Annotated in this window: 15 protein-coding genes; 5 read left to right on the top strand and 10 right to left on the bottom strand. The window is 63.2% G+C overall.

The annotated features are described in order from the left end of the window. The first annotated feature begins 298 nt into the window (after positions 1-298). A complete protein-coding gene (locus tag TQ29_RS09410; RefSeq protein WP_054538938.1) occupies positions 299-1,201 on the top strand; it encodes a collagen-binding domain-containing protein in 903 nt (300 codons plus the stop codon). 110 nt (positions 1,202-1,311) lie between these two features. Here the strand turns inward: TQ29_RS09410 and TQ29_RS09405 are convergent, their stop codons facing one another. Next, positions 1,312-1,545, bottom strand: a complete 234-nt coding sequence (locus tag TQ29_RS09405; RefSeq protein ID WP_054538937.1) for a DUF1127 domain-containing protein — start codon at positions 1,543-1,545, stop codon at positions 1,312-1,314. A 92-nt stretch (positions 1,546-1,637) separates the two neighbouring features. Here TQ29_RS09405 and TQ29_RS09400 point away from each other — a divergent pair, with 92 nt between their 5' ends. From TQ29_RS09400 to TQ29_RS09385, 4 genes are all read left to right on the top strand, one after another. Further along, complete coding sequence (locus TQ29_RS09400) at positions 1,638-3,029, top strand: PLP-dependent aminotransferase family protein (RefSeq protein WP_054538936.1); 1,392 nt, start codon at positions 1,638-1,640, stop codon at positions 3,027-3,029. 198 nt (positions 3,030-3,227) lie between these two features. Next, complete coding sequence (gene rplM / locus TQ29_RS09395) at positions 3,228-3,692, top strand: 50S ribosomal protein L13 (protein ID WP_037207521.1); 465 nt, start codon at positions 3,228-3,230, stop codon at positions 3,690-3,692. Beyond that, positions 3,692-4,186 carry a 30S ribosomal protein S9 gene (gene rpsI / locus TQ29_RS09390; protein WP_054540390.1) on the top strand — a complete coding sequence of 165 codons (495 nt, stop codon included), beginning with the start codon at positions 3,692-3,694 and terminating at the stop codon, positions 4,184-4,186. Before rplM ends, rpsI begins: the two co-directional genes overlap by 1 nt. Positions 4,187-4,371: 185 nt before the next feature. Beyond that, positions 4,372-5,349: a PleD family two-component system response regulator gene (locus tag TQ29_RS09385; protein WP_054538935.1), complete on the top strand. Its 978-nt coding sequence runs from the start codon at positions 4,372-4,374 to the stop codon at positions 5,347-5,349. Between the two features lie 20 nt (positions 5,350-5,369). Here the strand turns inward: TQ29_RS09385 and TQ29_RS09380 are convergent, their stop codons facing one another. From TQ29_RS09380 to TQ29_RS09340, 9 genes are all read right to left on the bottom strand, one after another. Then, positions 5,370-7,280, bottom strand: a complete 1,911-nt coding sequence (locus tag TQ29_RS09380; RefSeq protein ID WP_054538934.1) for an acyltransferase family protein — start codon at positions 7,278-7,280, stop codon at positions 5,370-5,372. 171 nt (positions 7,281-7,451) lie between these two features. After that, positions 7,452-8,072 carry a TetR/AcrR family transcriptional regulator gene (locus tag TQ29_RS09375; protein ID WP_054538933.1) on the bottom strand — a complete coding sequence of 207 codons (621 nt, stop codon included), beginning with the start codon at positions 8,070-8,072 and terminating at the stop codon, positions 7,452-7,454. Further along, entirely contained in the window at positions 8,065-8,934 is an 870-nt protein-coding gene (gene ppk2, locus TQ29_RS09370) for a polyphosphate kinase 2 (protein ID WP_054538932.1), read from the bottom strand. Before ppk2 ends, TQ29_RS09375 begins: the two co-directional genes overlap by 8 nt. Positions 8,935-9,005: 71 nt before the next feature. Beyond that, positions 9,006-9,929: a homoserine O-succinyltransferase gene (metA, locus tag TQ29_RS09365; RefSeq protein ID WP_037207527.1), complete on the bottom strand. Its 924-nt coding sequence runs from the start codon at positions 9,927-9,929 to the stop codon at positions 9,006-9,008. Between the two features lie 44 nt (positions 9,930-9,973). Further along, on the bottom strand, positions 9,974-10,834 hold the full coding sequence (locus tag TQ29_RS09360; protein WP_054538931.1) for a hypothetical protein: 861 nt from the start codon (positions 10,832-10,834) through the stop codon (positions 9,974-9,976). A gap of 95 nt (positions 10,835-10,929) precedes the next feature. Next, positions 10,930-12,051, bottom strand: coding sequence for a hypothetical protein (locus TQ29_RS09355; protein ID WP_054538930.1), 1,122 nt, complete (start codon positions 12,049-12,051; stop codon positions 10,930-10,932). 518 nt (positions 12,052-12,569) lie between these two features. Beyond that, complete coding sequence (gene guaA, locus TQ29_RS09350) at positions 12,570-14,132, bottom strand: glutamine-hydrolyzing GMP synthase (protein ID WP_054538929.1); 1,563 nt, start codon at positions 14,130-14,132, stop codon at positions 12,570-12,572. A 79-nt stretch (positions 14,133-14,211) separates the two neighbouring features. Continuing rightward, positions 14,212-15,141 carry an OmpP1/FadL family transporter gene (locus TQ29_RS09345; RefSeq protein WP_255353461.1) on the bottom strand — a complete coding sequence of 310 codons (930 nt, stop codon included), beginning with the start codon at positions 15,139-15,141 and terminating at the stop codon, positions 14,212-14,214. Then, positions 15,142-15,492: a hypothetical protein gene (locus tag TQ29_RS09340; protein ID WP_054538927.1), complete on the bottom strand. Its 351-nt coding sequence runs from the start codon at positions 15,490-15,492 to the stop codon at positions 15,142-15,144. Between the last annotated feature and the right edge of the window lie 78 nt (positions 15,493-15,570).

Raw genomic sequence — 15,570 nt, 5'->3', positions numbered from 1 at the left:
TTAGCGCCCCCCCGCAGCGCGGGGTTGGGATCGGTCCCTCATATGGAGAGCGGATGTAGGGGGATGCGGCGGCGCGCGCAAGTGAAACTTTTTGGACAATACCGGGGGTTCGGTCGTATTGTTTCGGAGTGTCACCCGAGCGACCTGTCCTTTTGGGCAATAAACCTTTTCAAAAGATAGGGTTACGTAGCGGCATGGCTTCATCCCCCGGACCAGTCCCGGCTATATCGGCCTTCGCAAATACGCGCACCGTCCGAAGCGGTCGGTGGGCCGATACTCCTGCCTTGAAGGAACCGATATGAAGATTGCCATGCTTGGTGCCGCCCTTGGCGCCGTGGTGCTTGCCGCGCCGTCCCATGCCACCACGCTCTCGGCGGCGGAATTGCTGAACCAGTTCAACCTGATCACCCGCGGCGATGTCGCCTCTACCTCGCATGTCGAGGGGCGCGCGCTGATCGGCGGTGATCTGTCGGGTACGTTCGAGACCGGGCTGAACACGCGGGCGGCGGATCTGCCGGTCTCGGAGTTCGACGCGCTTGTTGTGGTCGGCGAGCAGACCGGGATCGCCAAGGGGCTGAACGGCGGCGATGTGAGCATTGGCACCCTGTCGGGCATTGTCGATGTCAGCAGTGGCGGCACCCTGACCACCGGCGCGATCAACGTGCCGGAACGGTTTGCCGAGACGCTGGATGCGTTTTCGATCTCGCTGGCCGATCTGGAGGGCGGCAGCCCCGCGCTCTACGGGCAGACCCTGACGTTTCAGGCCGACCCGCTGAGCGATTTCACGGTGTTCGACATGCCCTTCAGCGCGCTGACGGCCGGGGTGAGCAGCATCGACTATGATCTCGCTGCGTCGGACACGATCGTGATCAACGTGTCGGGCACGACGGGCGCCTTTCCGAACAACAATGAAACCAAATCGCTGGGGCGTCAGGTGATCTGGAACTTCTTCGAGGCGACCTCGATCACGCTGGACCGCACCGTTGTCGGCTCGATCCTGGCGCCGTTCGCGGCGGTCACCGTCGGGACGCCTTATGAGGGCAGCCTTTACGCCGATCGCGTGCTCATGAACAGTGAAGGGCATTTGCAGCCCTTCAGCGGCGTGGTTCCGGTCGCGGCGGTTCCGCTGCCGGCGAGCCTGCCGATGATCAGCGGCGCGCTGGTGCTTCTGGGGCTGGCGCGGCGGCGCAAGGCCGCCTGATCTGACATGAAAAGACACGGATAGCGGCCTTCGGGCCGCTATTTTCGTTTGGGCGGATCAAAAAAGGCCGGAGACGAGGCTCCGGCCAGGAAGAGGTTACGTGACGGGGATCACGGCCTCCAGAACGGTTTTTCCGCTTCGCGCGAGACCTGATCGCGTGTCAGGCCGATGTCGCGCAGAATGGCATCGGGGATATGACCCAGGCGCTTGCGCGCGCGGCTGCGCTCATCCCACTGCATAAAGAGATAGGCCACGCGCACCGCCGCTTTCGAGGTTACCGGAAGAGTGGTGCGGGCCGCGAGCCGCTCCAGCAGGATCCAGGTCGAAGCGAGATAGTGTGACATTGGCGTATCTCCTTTATTGTATTGATACAAAACCTTTACTGTGCAAGTATCGCGTATCAAATTGTACTGAATGACGCTAGGAAAACATTGTAATGGATACAAACTGGCCGCCCGATCTGTCTTCGGCCTCCGGTTCGAAATACATTGTGTTGTTACAATCCCTGCGCGCGGCGATCCGGTCTGGCACCTTGCCGGCGCAGCACCGCCTGCCGCCGGTGCGGGAACTGGCCTGGCAACTCGGGATAACGCCCGGCACCGTTGCGCGGGCGTACAAGCTGGCCAATGACGAAGGCTTGCTGGATACGGCCGTGGGGCGTGGCACCTTTGTGGCGGGCGATGCCGACCGGGCGCCGGTCGTGGACGAGCCGTTGATCAACACAATTCAGGCCGATACGCTTGATTTCCGCGCCTGCCGGGTGGCCGATCTGGGGCAGGGGCGGGTGATCCGCGATATCCTGATGCGGATGGCGCAGGGCACCGGCAGCCGCTATACCGATTATCCGACGAGCGATACCGATCTGGCCGCGCGCAAGGCGGTGGTGGACTGGATCGGGCAGGACCGCGCCGGGCGGCTGGCGGCAGACGATATCGTGCTGGGATTTGGTGCGCAGAACGCGGTGATGATGGTGCTGCAGGCCTGCCTGAGCGGCCCGACGCCGGTGATCCTGACCGAAGAGCTGGCCTATCCGGGGGTACGCCACGCGGCGCGGCTGTTGCGGGCAAAGCTCGTCGGGGTGGCGATGGACCAGGAGGGTATCCGGCCCGACCGATTGGCCGAGGCCTATCGCACCCATGGCGGCCAGGTGCTTCTGACTGCGGCCGAGGTGCACAGCCCGACCACGACACGCACCAGCCACGCGCGGCGCCAGGAAATCGCTGATCTGGCGCGCAAATTCCAGCTTCAGATCATCGAGGACGATTGCCACCGCGTGGCCAACAGCGACATTCCGGGCTATCGCGCCCTGTGCCCGGAGCGCGGATGGTATGTGTCGTCGCTGACCAAATCGGTGTCGGCGACGTTGCGCTTTGGCTTTGCGGCCTGTCCTTCGGCCATGGCGCGGGCGGCGCGGCAGGTGGCGCAATCGTCCTTCTATGGCATGCCGCAGCCGATTCTGGACCTGTGTGCCGAGTTGCTGCGCTCTGGCGAGGCGGAGCGGATCCGGCAGGGGGTGGAAAAGATCAACCTGCAGCGGGTGCATCAGGCGGTGAACATTCTGGGGCAATGGGATATACGCTGGCGTTCCGATGTGCCGTTCATCTGGCTGCGCCTGCCGCAGGGCTGGCGCGGCTCCACCTTCGCCACCGCCTGCGAGGCGCGCGGCATCCGCATCAAGCCGGCCGATGAATTCGCGCTGCCCGACGGCGCCGCGCCCCATGCGGTGCGGCTGGCGCTGAACGCGATCGTGCCCCAGCCGCAGTTCGAGGCGGGGCTGAAGGAGATCGCCGCGATGCTGGCCAACCCGCCGCCCAACGTCGATCTCTAGGGCGCGGGGGTGCAAAAGCGGCGAATCCTCACCAATTTCATGGGGTAAAATAATACCGTAATTGCAAGCATCTGTTTTTCAATGATTAATCCGGCGCAAAGGCGCTTGACTGCGCGCGCGAAATCCTTAGAACACGTCCATCCTTGATACCGGGGGCCGTTTCGGCGCCTTCAGACCTTAGCCAATAGGGCACGACACATGAAAACCTTCTCTGCAACACCGGCAGACATCGACAAGAAGTGGATCCTGATCGACGCGGAAGGCGTCGTTCTGGGCCGTCTTGCGTCGATCGTCGCCATGCGCCTGCGCGGCAAGCACAAGCCGTCGTTCACGCCCAACATGGACATGGGCGACAATGTCATCGTCATCAACGCCGACAAGGTACAGATGACCGGCAAGAAGCGCGAAGACAAGAAATACTACTGGCACACCGGGCATCCGGGCGGCATCAAGCACCGCACCGCCGGCCAGATCCTGGAAGGCGCGCACCCCGAGCGTGTCGTGACCAAGGCTGTTCAGCGCATGCTGCCGGGCAATCGCCTGTCGCGCCAGCAGATGACCAACCTGCGTGTCTATGCGGGCGCCGAGCATCCGCATGAGGCGCAAGCCCCCGAAGTGCTGGACGTGAAGTCCATGAACCCGAAGAACACCCGGAGCGCATGATGGCCGACGAAATCAAATCCCTCGACGACCTGAACGAGGTTGTCTCTGGCACCAACGCCGCTGTCCTGATGGACATCGAGGCGCCGCGCGAACCCGTGCGTGACGAACTGGGCCGCTCCTATGCCACCGGCAAGCGGAAGGACGCGGTTGCCCGTGTCTGGATCAAGCCGGGTTCCGGCAAGGTCATCGTCAACGGCAAGGCGATCAACGCCTATTTCGCGCGTCCGGTGCTGCAGATGATCCTGCGCCAGCCGTTCACCGTTTCGGGCACCGAAGATCAGTTCGACGTGACCGCCACGGTCAAGGGCGGCGGTCTTTCGGGCCAGGCAGGTGCGGTCAAGCACGGCATCTCGAAAGCGCTTCAGCTTTACGATCCTGCGCTGCGCGCCTCGCTGAAGGCCGCAGGCTTCCTGACCCGCGACAGCCGCGTGGTGGAACGCAAGAAATTCGGCCGCCGCAAGGCCCGCCGGAGCTTCCAGTTCTCCAAGCGCTGATCGCCTCCGTACGGAGTGCACATTTACAAAGGGCCCGCATCATGCGGGCCCTTTTGCGTTTGGTCAGGCCTGAAATGCGCCCGTGCCGTGACAAGCCACAATATAGTCACAATTTTTCCAAAAATTTTCGACGGCTATCGCGCAGGGTGTGTCATAATACCGAACGGACAACTAGAGGAAGCCGGATGCGAATACTTGCAGTTGATGATGATGTTTTCATACTCGAACTGCTGCCGGTGGTTTTGTCGGATTTCGGATATGACGATGTCGCCGTAACGACCTCGGCCCAGCAAGCGCTTTCCATGATCGAGAGCGACGATCGCGGTTTCGATTGCCTGTTCCTGGACATCCACATGTCGGGCATGGACGGGATAGAGCTGTGCCGAAGGGTGCGGGCCATGCCGGGATACAAGACCACCCCCATCGTCATGCTGACGTCGATGACCGACAAGGCACATATCGACTGGGCCTTCGCGGCCGGGGCAACCGACTATGTGACCAAGCCGTTTGATGTCACCGAGTTGGGCGCGAGGGTGCGCGTCGCCGAAAAGCTGCATGCGGCCCATACCGCGGCGCTCGAGACCCCGGCGGAAGAGCCGGCCGAACCGGTGGAAGCCGGCATGGGGGGCAAGCCCGGCTTCGATGCGGCGCAGCGCCTGGAAGAGGTTGAGGGCACCGTCGAATCCGAGGCGCTGGCGAACTATCTGGGCCAGCTTTCAAAGGCGCGGCTCTATAATTCCAACATCTTCGCCATCAAGATCGACCAGGCAGAGGTCATTCACGCCCAGACAGGGCATTCCGAATATTACGAGGTGCTGAAAGCCGTTGGCGGCGCGATCGGCGATGCGCTCGGGCGCAGGGGGTTTTTCCTGATGTCCTACACCGGCAGCGGTGTTTTCGTGTGTATTTTTCAAAGCGAGCAGACCGAATCGCGCGATGCGCTCGAGCGTGATGTGCAGGACGCCATCGAACAGCGCGCCCCCGATCTGCACGGGGCCGTGGCGGCGCCGATCACCGTCTCGGCCGGCGAACCGCTGAAGCCGCATATCAGCTCGGCCAAACGGTCCGCACGCATCTTCCGGGTGGCGATCGCACGGGCCGAGGGTAAGCACGAAGAAAAAGCCGCGCTGCTTCAGGATCAGGCGTTCCGGCGCGTGATCTAGGCAGGCACGGGCCAAGCGCGCTATTGCGTGGCCAGCACGGTCGGCCCGTGGCCCAGGGCGGCGCCAAGGGCGGGGACAAGCCGATCGCCGAGATGCCGCGCCCCGACCGGGGAAAGGTGGCCATAATCGACAAGAAGCGTGGCCCCGTTCTGGATCGGGTCGCAGCCAACCCGGCCTGCGCAAAACAGCTGGCGCGTGTTCAGTACCGTCAGGTTTTCAGGCAGCGTGATCCCGGCGAGGGCGGAAAAGAACGCCGCGTCGGCGGTGTTGTCGCTTGATACGTGCGCTCCGGTATCCGCGCCGTGCCGGGCATAGGCCGTTTCGAATTTGGGAAATTCGGGCATGGGCGAAAACAGGATGACCTGATCGTAGCGTTCGGCCCAATAGCTGAACACGGCCTGAAGGTATGGGCCCTCAAGCTCATGCGGGTCCAGCCGGTTGGCCAGAAAGACCGTCCGGATGCCTCTCTCGCGCATGGCCGCGTGAAATTGTCGGAGCATCGGGGCGCAATAGGCAAAGGCGACCTTTTCGGGGATGAGCGGGCAGCCATTGGCGCTCATCTGCGCGACGCGGGCCCCGGCGGCGCGCAGCGCGTTGGCCTTGTCGGCCGCGTGGCTGTCGCCATAGACGGCGATGCGCGGCGTGCCCCCGTCCGGCGCGGGGCTGGTGCCGCAATCCCAGTTCTCCAGGAACCCGTCGATGCGGCTGTATTGCCCGCGCCCGCCGAAATGGCAGGTGCCGACGCGGATCTCGATATCGCGCTCGATATGCAGCGTCTCGATCTCTGTCAGGCGGGTGGCCATGTCTCCGGGCAGGCGAAAGCTCAGCCCGTGCCCCAGATGGCCGGCGGCGCCAAAGGCGATGAAGGCCGCGCCGATCACGCCTGACGCGGTGAACACGGCCCGGCGCGTCACCAGCGGCGCGGCGGATTTGTTGCGAAACGGCCGTTCGACAAAGCGCCAGCTGAGATAGCCGAGCCCGAGCGAGAGCGCCGCGAGCGCCGTCATCAGCGCCTGTTCCGGGGGCTGCAGGCTGCGGATGCGGGCAAAGGCGAAGAGCGGCTGGTGCCACAGATAGGCGCTGTAGCTGATCAGCCCGACACCGGCGAAAGGCGCCCAGGAGAGCAGCCGCGCGGCCCAGGTGCCGGGGGCGGCGAACAGGATGATCAACGCCGCGCCCAGAACCGGCACCAGCGCGTAGAAGGAGGGAAAGCGCGTGTGTTCGTCGAAGGCGAAAATGGCGAAGAGGATCATCGCCAGCCCGGCGAGCGAGAGCGTGCCGCTGCGCCTTTGCCCGGCGCCCAGTTGCACGAAGGCGCATATCGACCCGGCCAGAATCTCCCACGCGCGGGTCGGGGCCAGAAAGAAGGTGGCCACCGATTTCCCGCGCGAACCCCATTCGCTTAGCAGCAGGCTGACAAGGGCCATGGCGAGGATCGCGTAAAAGGCCGGCCTGCGGCCGAACCGCCAAAGCAGGAACAGCGCGGGCGGGAACAGCAGGTAATATTGCTCCTCCACCGCCAGGCTCCAGGTGTGCAACAGCGGCTTTTCCTCGGCCTCGGCCTGAAAATACCCGGTTTGCGACCAGAACAGCACGTTGGACACAAACAGCGTGACCGCGACCAGGCTTTGCGCGAATTCGTCGAACTGCCAGGGCAGCATCCAGGCCCAGGCAAAAGGGACGCAGGCCAGCATGACCACGAACAACGCCGGCAGGATGCGCCGGGCGCGGCGTTCGTAGAATCGCAGAATCGAAAACTCGCCTTCCGCCAGCTCTTTCAACAGGATCGTGGTGATCAGATAGCCCGAGATCACGAAGAACACGTCGACCCCGACGAAACCGCCGCTGAAGATGCTGAAGCCCGCATGAAACAGAATGACAGGAAGGACCGCGACAGCGCGCAGGCCGTCGATTTCGGGTCTGTAGTGCATTGAACCAAACCACCGGGCACAGAAAATTCTGTGCGAAGCTGCCGTGCCGAGGCGCAATGAGCAAGTCGCATGGCCGGTTGTATGGGGAACGGGCCGAGCCGGGGCGGGGATTGTTGAAAGATCAGACTCGAAGCGCCGGATTGTCGCAGATTGTTGCTGCCGCTGGTGGGCTCAATTGTCGGGCGGAATCAGCCCCAGTCCACGCAGATAGATGCCGATGCCGCTTTCCAGAAGCTCTTCGGGCGGGAAGGGCGCGCGCGCGCCGGGGGCGCCGCGGGCGTAAAGCTCGACCACACCGTGGCTCAGCGCCCAGATATGGGCCGAGAACATCGCGGCGGGCGGGCGCTTTTCCGGCGGGATGCGTTCCGACAGGTCGCTGGCGGCCTTCTCGAGGATGCCGTTGGCCCGGGCGGCGGCGCGCGCCAGTTCGGCATTGGCGTTGACCGAAACGCCGCTTTCGAACATCGCCATGTAATGGCCGGGGTATTTGCGGGCGAAGGCCAGGTAGGCGCGGCCCGTCGCCTCGAACGAGGCCAGCGCCGAGGGCTGGCCCTTGTCATAGGCAAATTGCATCAGATCGGCGAAAATCTCGTAGCCTTGTCGCGCGGCTTCGGCGATCAGATCCTCGCGGCCGTGGAAATGGCGATAGACGGCGGCCGGGGTGACGCCGGCGGCCTTTGCCGCCTCGGACAGGGTGAAACCCTGCGGACCCTTTTGCTCGATCAGCTCCAGTGCCGCCGCGACCAGCGCCTGTTTCAGGTTGCCGTGATGATAGCCGCGCTTCTTAGGCATCCCAGATCTCGGGCCCGCCACAGATTTTCGGATCGGGCGCGCCCACCACGGCGGCGTCCTTTCCGGCATAGTCGACGCAGGTCAGAACCTTGCGGATCGCGGCCAGCCGCGCCCGGCGCTTGTCATCCGAGCGGATGACGGTCCAGGGGGCGACGGGGCTGTGCGAAAATGCGAGCGTTTCCTGAATGGCGCTGGTGTAGGCATCCCATTTTTTCAGCCCTTCAACGTCGATCATGCTGAGTTTCCATTGCTTTAGCGGGTCTTTCTCACGCGAAAGGAACCGCCGCATCTGCTCGGCCCGCCCGACGTTCAGCCACAGCTTGACCAGATGGATACCCTCTTCGACAAGCATCGCCTCGAACTCGGGGAGCTGGGCAAAGAAATGGGCGCGCTGCTGCGGGGTGCAAAAGCCGAACACATGTTCGACGACGCCGCGATTGTACCAAGACCGGTCGAACAGCGCGATTTCGCCGCCGGCCGGCAGATGCTGGATATAGCGCTGGAAATACCATTGCGTCGCCTCTCGGTCAGACGGTTTGGGAAGCGCCACCACCCGCGCGACACGTGGATTAAGATTTTCGCGGAACCGCTTGATCGTGCCGCCTTTTCCGGATGCGTCGCGACCTTCGAACACAACCGCCACCCGCGCCCCGCTTTGCTTGACATGGGATTGCAGCTTTACCAGTTCGATCTGCAGCGCCTTCAGCGCATCGCCATAGGCGTCGCCGTCCATGCGTTCGTCATAGGGGTAGGTGTCGGACAGGATGTCTTTCTTGCCGCCGTCCAGCACGGCGCGGCGCAGGCTTTTGGGGGCCTCGTCATTGAAATATCTGCTGATGGCCCCGTCGAATGGCAGCGTCATTGTCTTCTCCTTGCCGTCATCGGGCCAGTATGGCGATTGGCGCGCGGGGCGCAATCGCCACGGCCGATGCGTCAGGCCGCGATCCGGCGGATATCGAACGGCGTGGTCTGGTAGATCTCGTTGATCCAGTTGCCGTACAGAAGATGCGCGTGGCTGCGCCACCGGTTCTGCGGCGGGCGCGCGGGATCGTCATCCGGGTAATAATTGTTGGGCACGTTGATCGCGGTCCCGGCGGCGACGTCGCGGTCATATTCCTGCTTCAGCGTGTCGCTGTCATATTCCAGATGGTTGAAGATATAAAGCGCCCGGTGCGCCGGATCCTCGACCAGGCAGGGCCCCACCTCATCGCTGCCGAGCAGGGTGGTCAGGCCGGGCGTGGCGTCGATCTCCGCCTGTCGGATTTCGGTCCAGCGGCTGACCGGGATCACGCAATCATCGGAAAACCCGCGCAGATAAGGCGAGGTGGGCGCGAGGTTGCGATGCCGGAAACAGCCGAAGGCCTTGTGGTCCAGCATGTGTTTCCGCACGCCGTGGAAATGGTTGATCATCGCCATGCCACCCCAGCACACGCCGAAGGTGGAATGCACATGGCCTTGGGTCCAATCGAAGACCTGGGTCAGCTCGTCCCAGTAAGTCACCTCTGTGAAAGGCAAATGTTCGATCGGGGCGCCGGTGATGATCAGCCCGTCGAACTTCTCGCCGCTGGCGCGCACCTCGGCGAAGGGGCGATAGAACGCCTCCATGTGTTCGGCGGCGGTGTTGCGGGTTTCGTGATCGCTCATCCTGATCAGGCTGAGTTCGATCTGCAGCGGGGTTGCCCCGATCAGCCGCGCGAACTGGGTTTCGGTCTGGATTTTCTTGGGCATCAGGTTCAGCAGCCCGATGCGCAGCGGCCGGATGTCCTGCAGCGCGGCGCGGCCCTCTTCCATCACCATCACCCCTTCGCGCGTCAGCACGTCGAAGGCGGGCAGGTCAGAGGGCAGCTTGATGGGCATGGAACCGGTTCCTGTTGCGGGGACATCGTCAGATAGGCCGAATCTCAGCGCGCCTCAAGGGCGCGGGCGATCATCGCCTCGAAATCCGCGGGCGAGCGGACATTGGCCACATCATGCGCGCAGACCTTCACGCCCCAGTGTTCGGCCATCGCCGCATAGCGCGGCTGGCGGTGGGCCAACGCGCGCGCATAGGTCCAGCGGACAAAGGCGTCCGGGTCAACGTCACCTTCCGAGATATTGTTTTCACTCAGGTATTCCTGCCAGGCGGCGTGGAGGAAATCGGGCTGGTAATACATCGGCTTTGGCGCCCTGTCGAACCGGCGGATCAGTTCTTCGGTATGGGCGGGGCTGCCTTCGATCCAGACCATCAGCAGGGTGTCGGACAGTGTTTTCAGCACCGCGTCGCCCGGATCTTCGGGGTTTGCGATCTCGCAGATCGAGCCGCCGGAATCGCAGACGAAATTGTCATAGCCATAGAGATCCCTGGCCCTCTCGATGAAATGGGGCGTGTCCAGCAGGGCTGCGATCTCGGCCGCGCGGTGCTGTTCCTGGCGTTTCATGTATTCGGCAAAGGGCAGGCCGCCCAGGTCCGGGTTGCCGGGCTTGCCCAGATAGGTGGAGAGCGGCGCCAGATTTTCGAAGGTGATGTTGGACTGGATGTAGACGCTGTCTGTCATCAGCAATTCGCGCAGCAGCGGCACGCGCATCGCCTCACGCTTGAAATTGTCGGCGATATGCTCGCCCATGTAGCGGGTGCCGATACGGTAATCGACCGAATAGTGAAACCAGCCGCCGGCCTCGCGCAGCATGTTCGACAGATGGGTCTTGCCCAGCCCCGACATGCCGAACAAAAGCACGCGCTTCTTTTCCGCCGCCAGCCAGTCTTTCGCCGTTTGATACACCATCACGCGCCCCCGTTTCCGTCCGGGTGTGGTAGCCAGCGGGGCGGGGGCGGTCAAATGATATCGCCCCCCCGCGCCCCGAGCGGCCCGAAGGCGGCTCAGAAGTTATAGGCGATCTTCATCCCCACCGCGACGGCGCTGTTGCCGCTGAATTCGCCAAGCGGCGCGCCGCTGACGACGGGGCTTTCCGTCGTCGCCTCGCCGATCCAGATGTAACGCGCGCCGCCGGTGATCTTCACGCTGCCGGTGCTGTAAGTGGCCGCGACCCCGAGGCTGGTGAACCCGTCGGTGGGGCCGAGGTTGCCGGCAAAGCCGCCCTGGGTTTCCTCGTATCCCAGCGTGACGGCGCCGGACCATGTGTCGTTGAACCGGCGGCCGAGGCCGACGTTGTAGGTGACCGTGTCATTGTCATAGGCAACCAGCGCCTCGCCGTAGTTGGCGGCATACACGTTGGGGGTGATGTCGAATGCGGTCCAGTCCACCCAGCGGATCTGCCCGAACAGCAGTGTGTCTTTGGCGATCCCGGTCTGGACGTCCAGATTGACCGATTGCGGAACCGTGGTGTCGAAAGAGGTATCGGCGGTGGCCACCCCCATCGCGGGATCGGTTTCCCGCGTGTTCAGCCCGTGGGTGATCTCGGAATTGTACGTCAGGGCGATGCGCATGGCGATCTCTGGCTTTTCCCAGGCCGCCCCGAGAACATATCCGAAATCAAAGGCGCGGTCGGTGTCGGTGGTATAGCCGTTGAACAGCGACACCTTGCCTGACACTTCCTGGCCCCGGATGCCGCCGATCAGGCTGACGTTCGACGGCAGGACATAGCGTATCAGCCCGGTGAGAGCGGCGGATTCGATTTCGGCATGGGAGCCGCTGCCGGAGCCGTAGATATAGGCAGGCGCCTCATAGGCGATATTCGCGCCGATCGGCCGATCAAGGATAAGCGCGACCGAGATGTTGGGCGACAGGTCGGACTTGAATCCCACTGCGCCGGTGTCATAGCCGCGGGCCACATCCCCGGTCGAGGCGCCGGCGGGAAAGGGCCCGATCGCGCTGGCCTGCGTGCCGCTGACATCGGGCGAGACATGGCCAATCGAAACCTCGGCATAGGTTCCCGGTTCGAACAGAATGGCGGTGGATTGCACCGATCTTTCCACGCCGCCCGCCCATGCGCTTCCACTGCCCAGAAACGCGGACAGCACACCTCCCATCGTTTTGTTCATTCAGTTCTCTCTCCCTGTTCGCAGAAGGACTTGTTCGTTGTCTGAGATTCGATTTGTCAATCAGTAACGCAGCGTCACCCCGCTGTCATGACGCTACGAACAGGCCGAAGAGTACAAAAATCAGGATTTTGAGCGGATGGGTCCATGCCCGGCGGCAAGAAGGGCCGCCACGGGGCGCGCGACGACTCGCGCTATCGCAGTGATGCGGAGACGACGATCAAAGCGCCAAGCAGAAAGGAGCCATACAGGACGGGGCGCTGGTGCAGCAGTTTTTTCGCGTAGCACTTTCCGCAATGGGCGCTCAACAGCCGCATTTTATGGCCGCAATACCGGCATCGGAAAACACGCGTGGTCAAGGCACACTCCCGCAGGCACGTTCTGTCACTCATCAAGTTTACCCGAAAGCCGGACCCGCATGCAAAGACCATGCACCGGCGCGGCGGGTGAATCAGCTCCTCTGCCCAAACAGGCTGCGCCGGGGCGTGAATTGTCGCATTAAGTTGCGGAGGCCCTTAGCCTCATTCCCATTCGATCGTGCCGGGCGGCTTGGAGGTGACATCATAGGTGACGCGGTTGATTCCCTTGACCTCGTTGATGATGCGCGTGGCGGTTTCGCCCAGAAACGCATGGCTGAAGGGGTAGTAATCCGCCGTCATCCCGTCGACAGACGTCACCGCGCGCAGGGCGCAGGCGAAATCATAGGTGCGCCCGTCGCCCATCACGCCCACGGTGCGCACCGGCAGAATGGCCACGAACGCCTGCCAGATCTCGTCATAAAGCCCGTGCTTGCGGATCTGGTCGATGTAGACCGCATCGGCCTGGCGAAGGATATCCAGCTTTTCGCGCGTGATCTCTCCGGGGCAGCGGATCGCGAGGCCGGGGCCGGGGAAGGGGTGGCGGCCGATGAAGCTGGCCGGCAGGCCAAGCTCATGGCCCAGGCCGCGCACCTCGTCCTTGAACAGCTCGCGCAGCGGCTCGACCAGCTTCAGCCCCATCTTCTCGGGCAGGCCGCCCACGTTGTGATGGCTCTTGATCGTCACCGAGGGGCCGCCGGAAAAGCTCACCGATTCAATCACATCGGGATAGAGCGTGCCCTGGGCCAGAAACTTCGCACCGCCCACCTCGCCGGCGTGTTTCTGGAACACGTCGATGAACAGCTTGCCGATCGTCTTGCGCTTGACCTCGGGGTCGGACACGCCATCCAGAGCGCCGAGAAACAGTTCCTGCTCGTCGGCATGGATCAGCGGCATGTTGTAATGGTCGCGGAACATGGTCACGACCTCTTGCGCCTCGTTCTGACGCAGCAGCCCGTGATCGACAAAAACGCAGGTGAGCTGATCGCCGATCGCTTCGTGGATCAGCACCGCGGCGACAGAGGAATCGACGCCGCCCGACAGCCCGCAGATCACCTTGGCATCGCCCACCTGTTCGCGGATCTGGCGGATCGCCTCGTCCTTGTAGGCGCCCATCGTCCAGTCGCCGGTGAAGCCGGCCAGCCGCACGAAATTCTCATACAGGGTCTTGCCGTTGGGGGTGTGATGCACCTCGGGGTGAAACTGCACGGCAAAGAAATTGCGGCTCAGATCGGCGGTGATCGCAAAGGGCGCGTTGGGCGATGTTCCGTAAACCTCGAATCCCGGCGCGATTTCCGAAACATGATCGCCATGGCTCATCCAGACCTGTTCCTTTTCCTCCAGGAACCAGCCGGTCAGCAGATCGATCCGCGCGGCCATAGGCGTGACATAGGCGCGGCCGAATTCGGCGGTGCCATGGCCGCGCTCCACCTTGCCGCCCAGCATCTGCATCATCACCTGCTGACCGTAGCAGATGCCAAGGATCGGCACGCCCAGATCAAACACGCTTTGCGGCGGGCGCGGCGAATTTTCGTCGATCACGCTGGCCGGGCCGCCGGAAAAGATCACGGCCTTGGGCGCGAAGTCCGCCAGAAAGGCGTCTGTCACCTTCTGAAACGGGTGGATTTCGCAATAGACATTCAGCTCTCGCAGGCGGCGCGCGATGAGCTGCGTAACCTGGCTGCCGAAGTCGATGATGAGAAGGCGGTCATGTGATGGGCTTGTCATGCTCCGGCTGATACGTCCGGGGCCGGATTCGCGCAAGGGGCACCGCGCCGCCGAAAAGGGGGCGCGGCACGCAAAACGCCTACCAGCGGTAGGTTACGCCAAGCGCGACCTCGTCTTGCGCCATATGCAGATCCACCGGCTGGCCCGGCGAAAGCACCGGGTTGGCGCCCGACACCGTGTTATCGAACGCATGGGTGTACGAGCCGGTGATGCCCCAATGCGCGTCCACCCTGTAGCTTGCCCCGACAGAGGCGTGCCATTGCGGCGTTGCCGGCGCCAGCACGTTCAAAAGCGCCTCTTCGCCATCAATGAATTGCGAGGCATAGCTGACACCGCCGCGCAAGGTCCATTTGTCGCTCGGGCGATAGACGCCGCCGATCCTGAACACATCCATGTCTTTCCAGCCGAAGCCCATGCCATCATCGCTGCCCAGCAGCGCGCCCAGCGCGGCGGCGGTTGCGTTGGTGTTGGAAATGGCGGCGACGTCGCCATAGAAGATCCGCTGATATTCGGCCGTCAGGGTCAGCTTGTCATTGCGCGCCGGTGTATAGGCCACCCCCAGTGTCGCCACGGCGGGAATGTCGAAATCGCCCTGTTCGGCGAACAGGCCGGAGTATTTCTCGAACGGTTCCATATACATGCGCGACCGATAGCCCAGCCCGATATCCCATTCCGGCGCCGGCTCCCACAGCAGGCCAAGGTTCAGGCCGCCGCCGGTGGACCAGTCATCGCCGTTATTGGTCACGCTGCCCGGATCGGATGAGAAACCGGCATTGTCGAACCCCTCCAGCCCGGTGGCGCTGAAGCGTTGCAGGGCGAAAACCGGCGCGATGCCAAGGGTCAGGGTTTCGTCCACCCGGTAGCTGTAGTTCATCGAAATAAAAAGCTGCTCGAGGCTCACCCCCAGCGGGGAGGTGCCGCCGAGGGCCGAAAAGACATTGCTTTCATATTCCGAATTCATGCCGCCGTTGCCGAACACGAAAAAGCCCAGCGAGCCGCGGTCGTTCAGTTAGAAATTCGCTCCGCCGCAGGGGATCACGAACACCGAGTTCCGGCTGTCATAGCTGCCATTGGCCAGCGGGCCGGTCCCCGAAGTCTCGAACCCGCGGTCGGGGGCGAACGTGGTCAGGCAGAAGCCCGCCTGATTTCCCACCTTCAGGCCCATCGCCGGGTTCCGGGCCAGGCCAAGCACCCCGGTCGGCACCGCGACGCCGGCCCCGGCCATGCCCTTGGAGCCGCCGCCATAGCCGTTGGCAATATAGCCGTTGGTGGCGCTGGCCGGGCCGGCCAGTATCCCGAGGGTGCAGCAAAGCCCTGCGGCGCGCGCAATATCTGCGCGCCGCGTATTGCGGATTGTCATCGTGGTCTCCTCCCTGAGTGCGGGCCTGTTTTTTGTGCCCGCTTCTTTTGGTCTTTCTAACGCAACTGCCGGTTTCGC

The organism is Actibacterium sp. EMB200-NS6, from assembly GCF_001305615.1.
GTDB lineage: Bacteria > Pseudomonadota > Alphaproteobacteria > Rhodobacterales > Rhodobacteraceae > Actibacterium_A > Actibacterium_A naphthalenivorans.
Note: the sequence above shows the minus strand (reverse complement) of the source record. Positions and strands in the feature narration are given on the sequence as shown.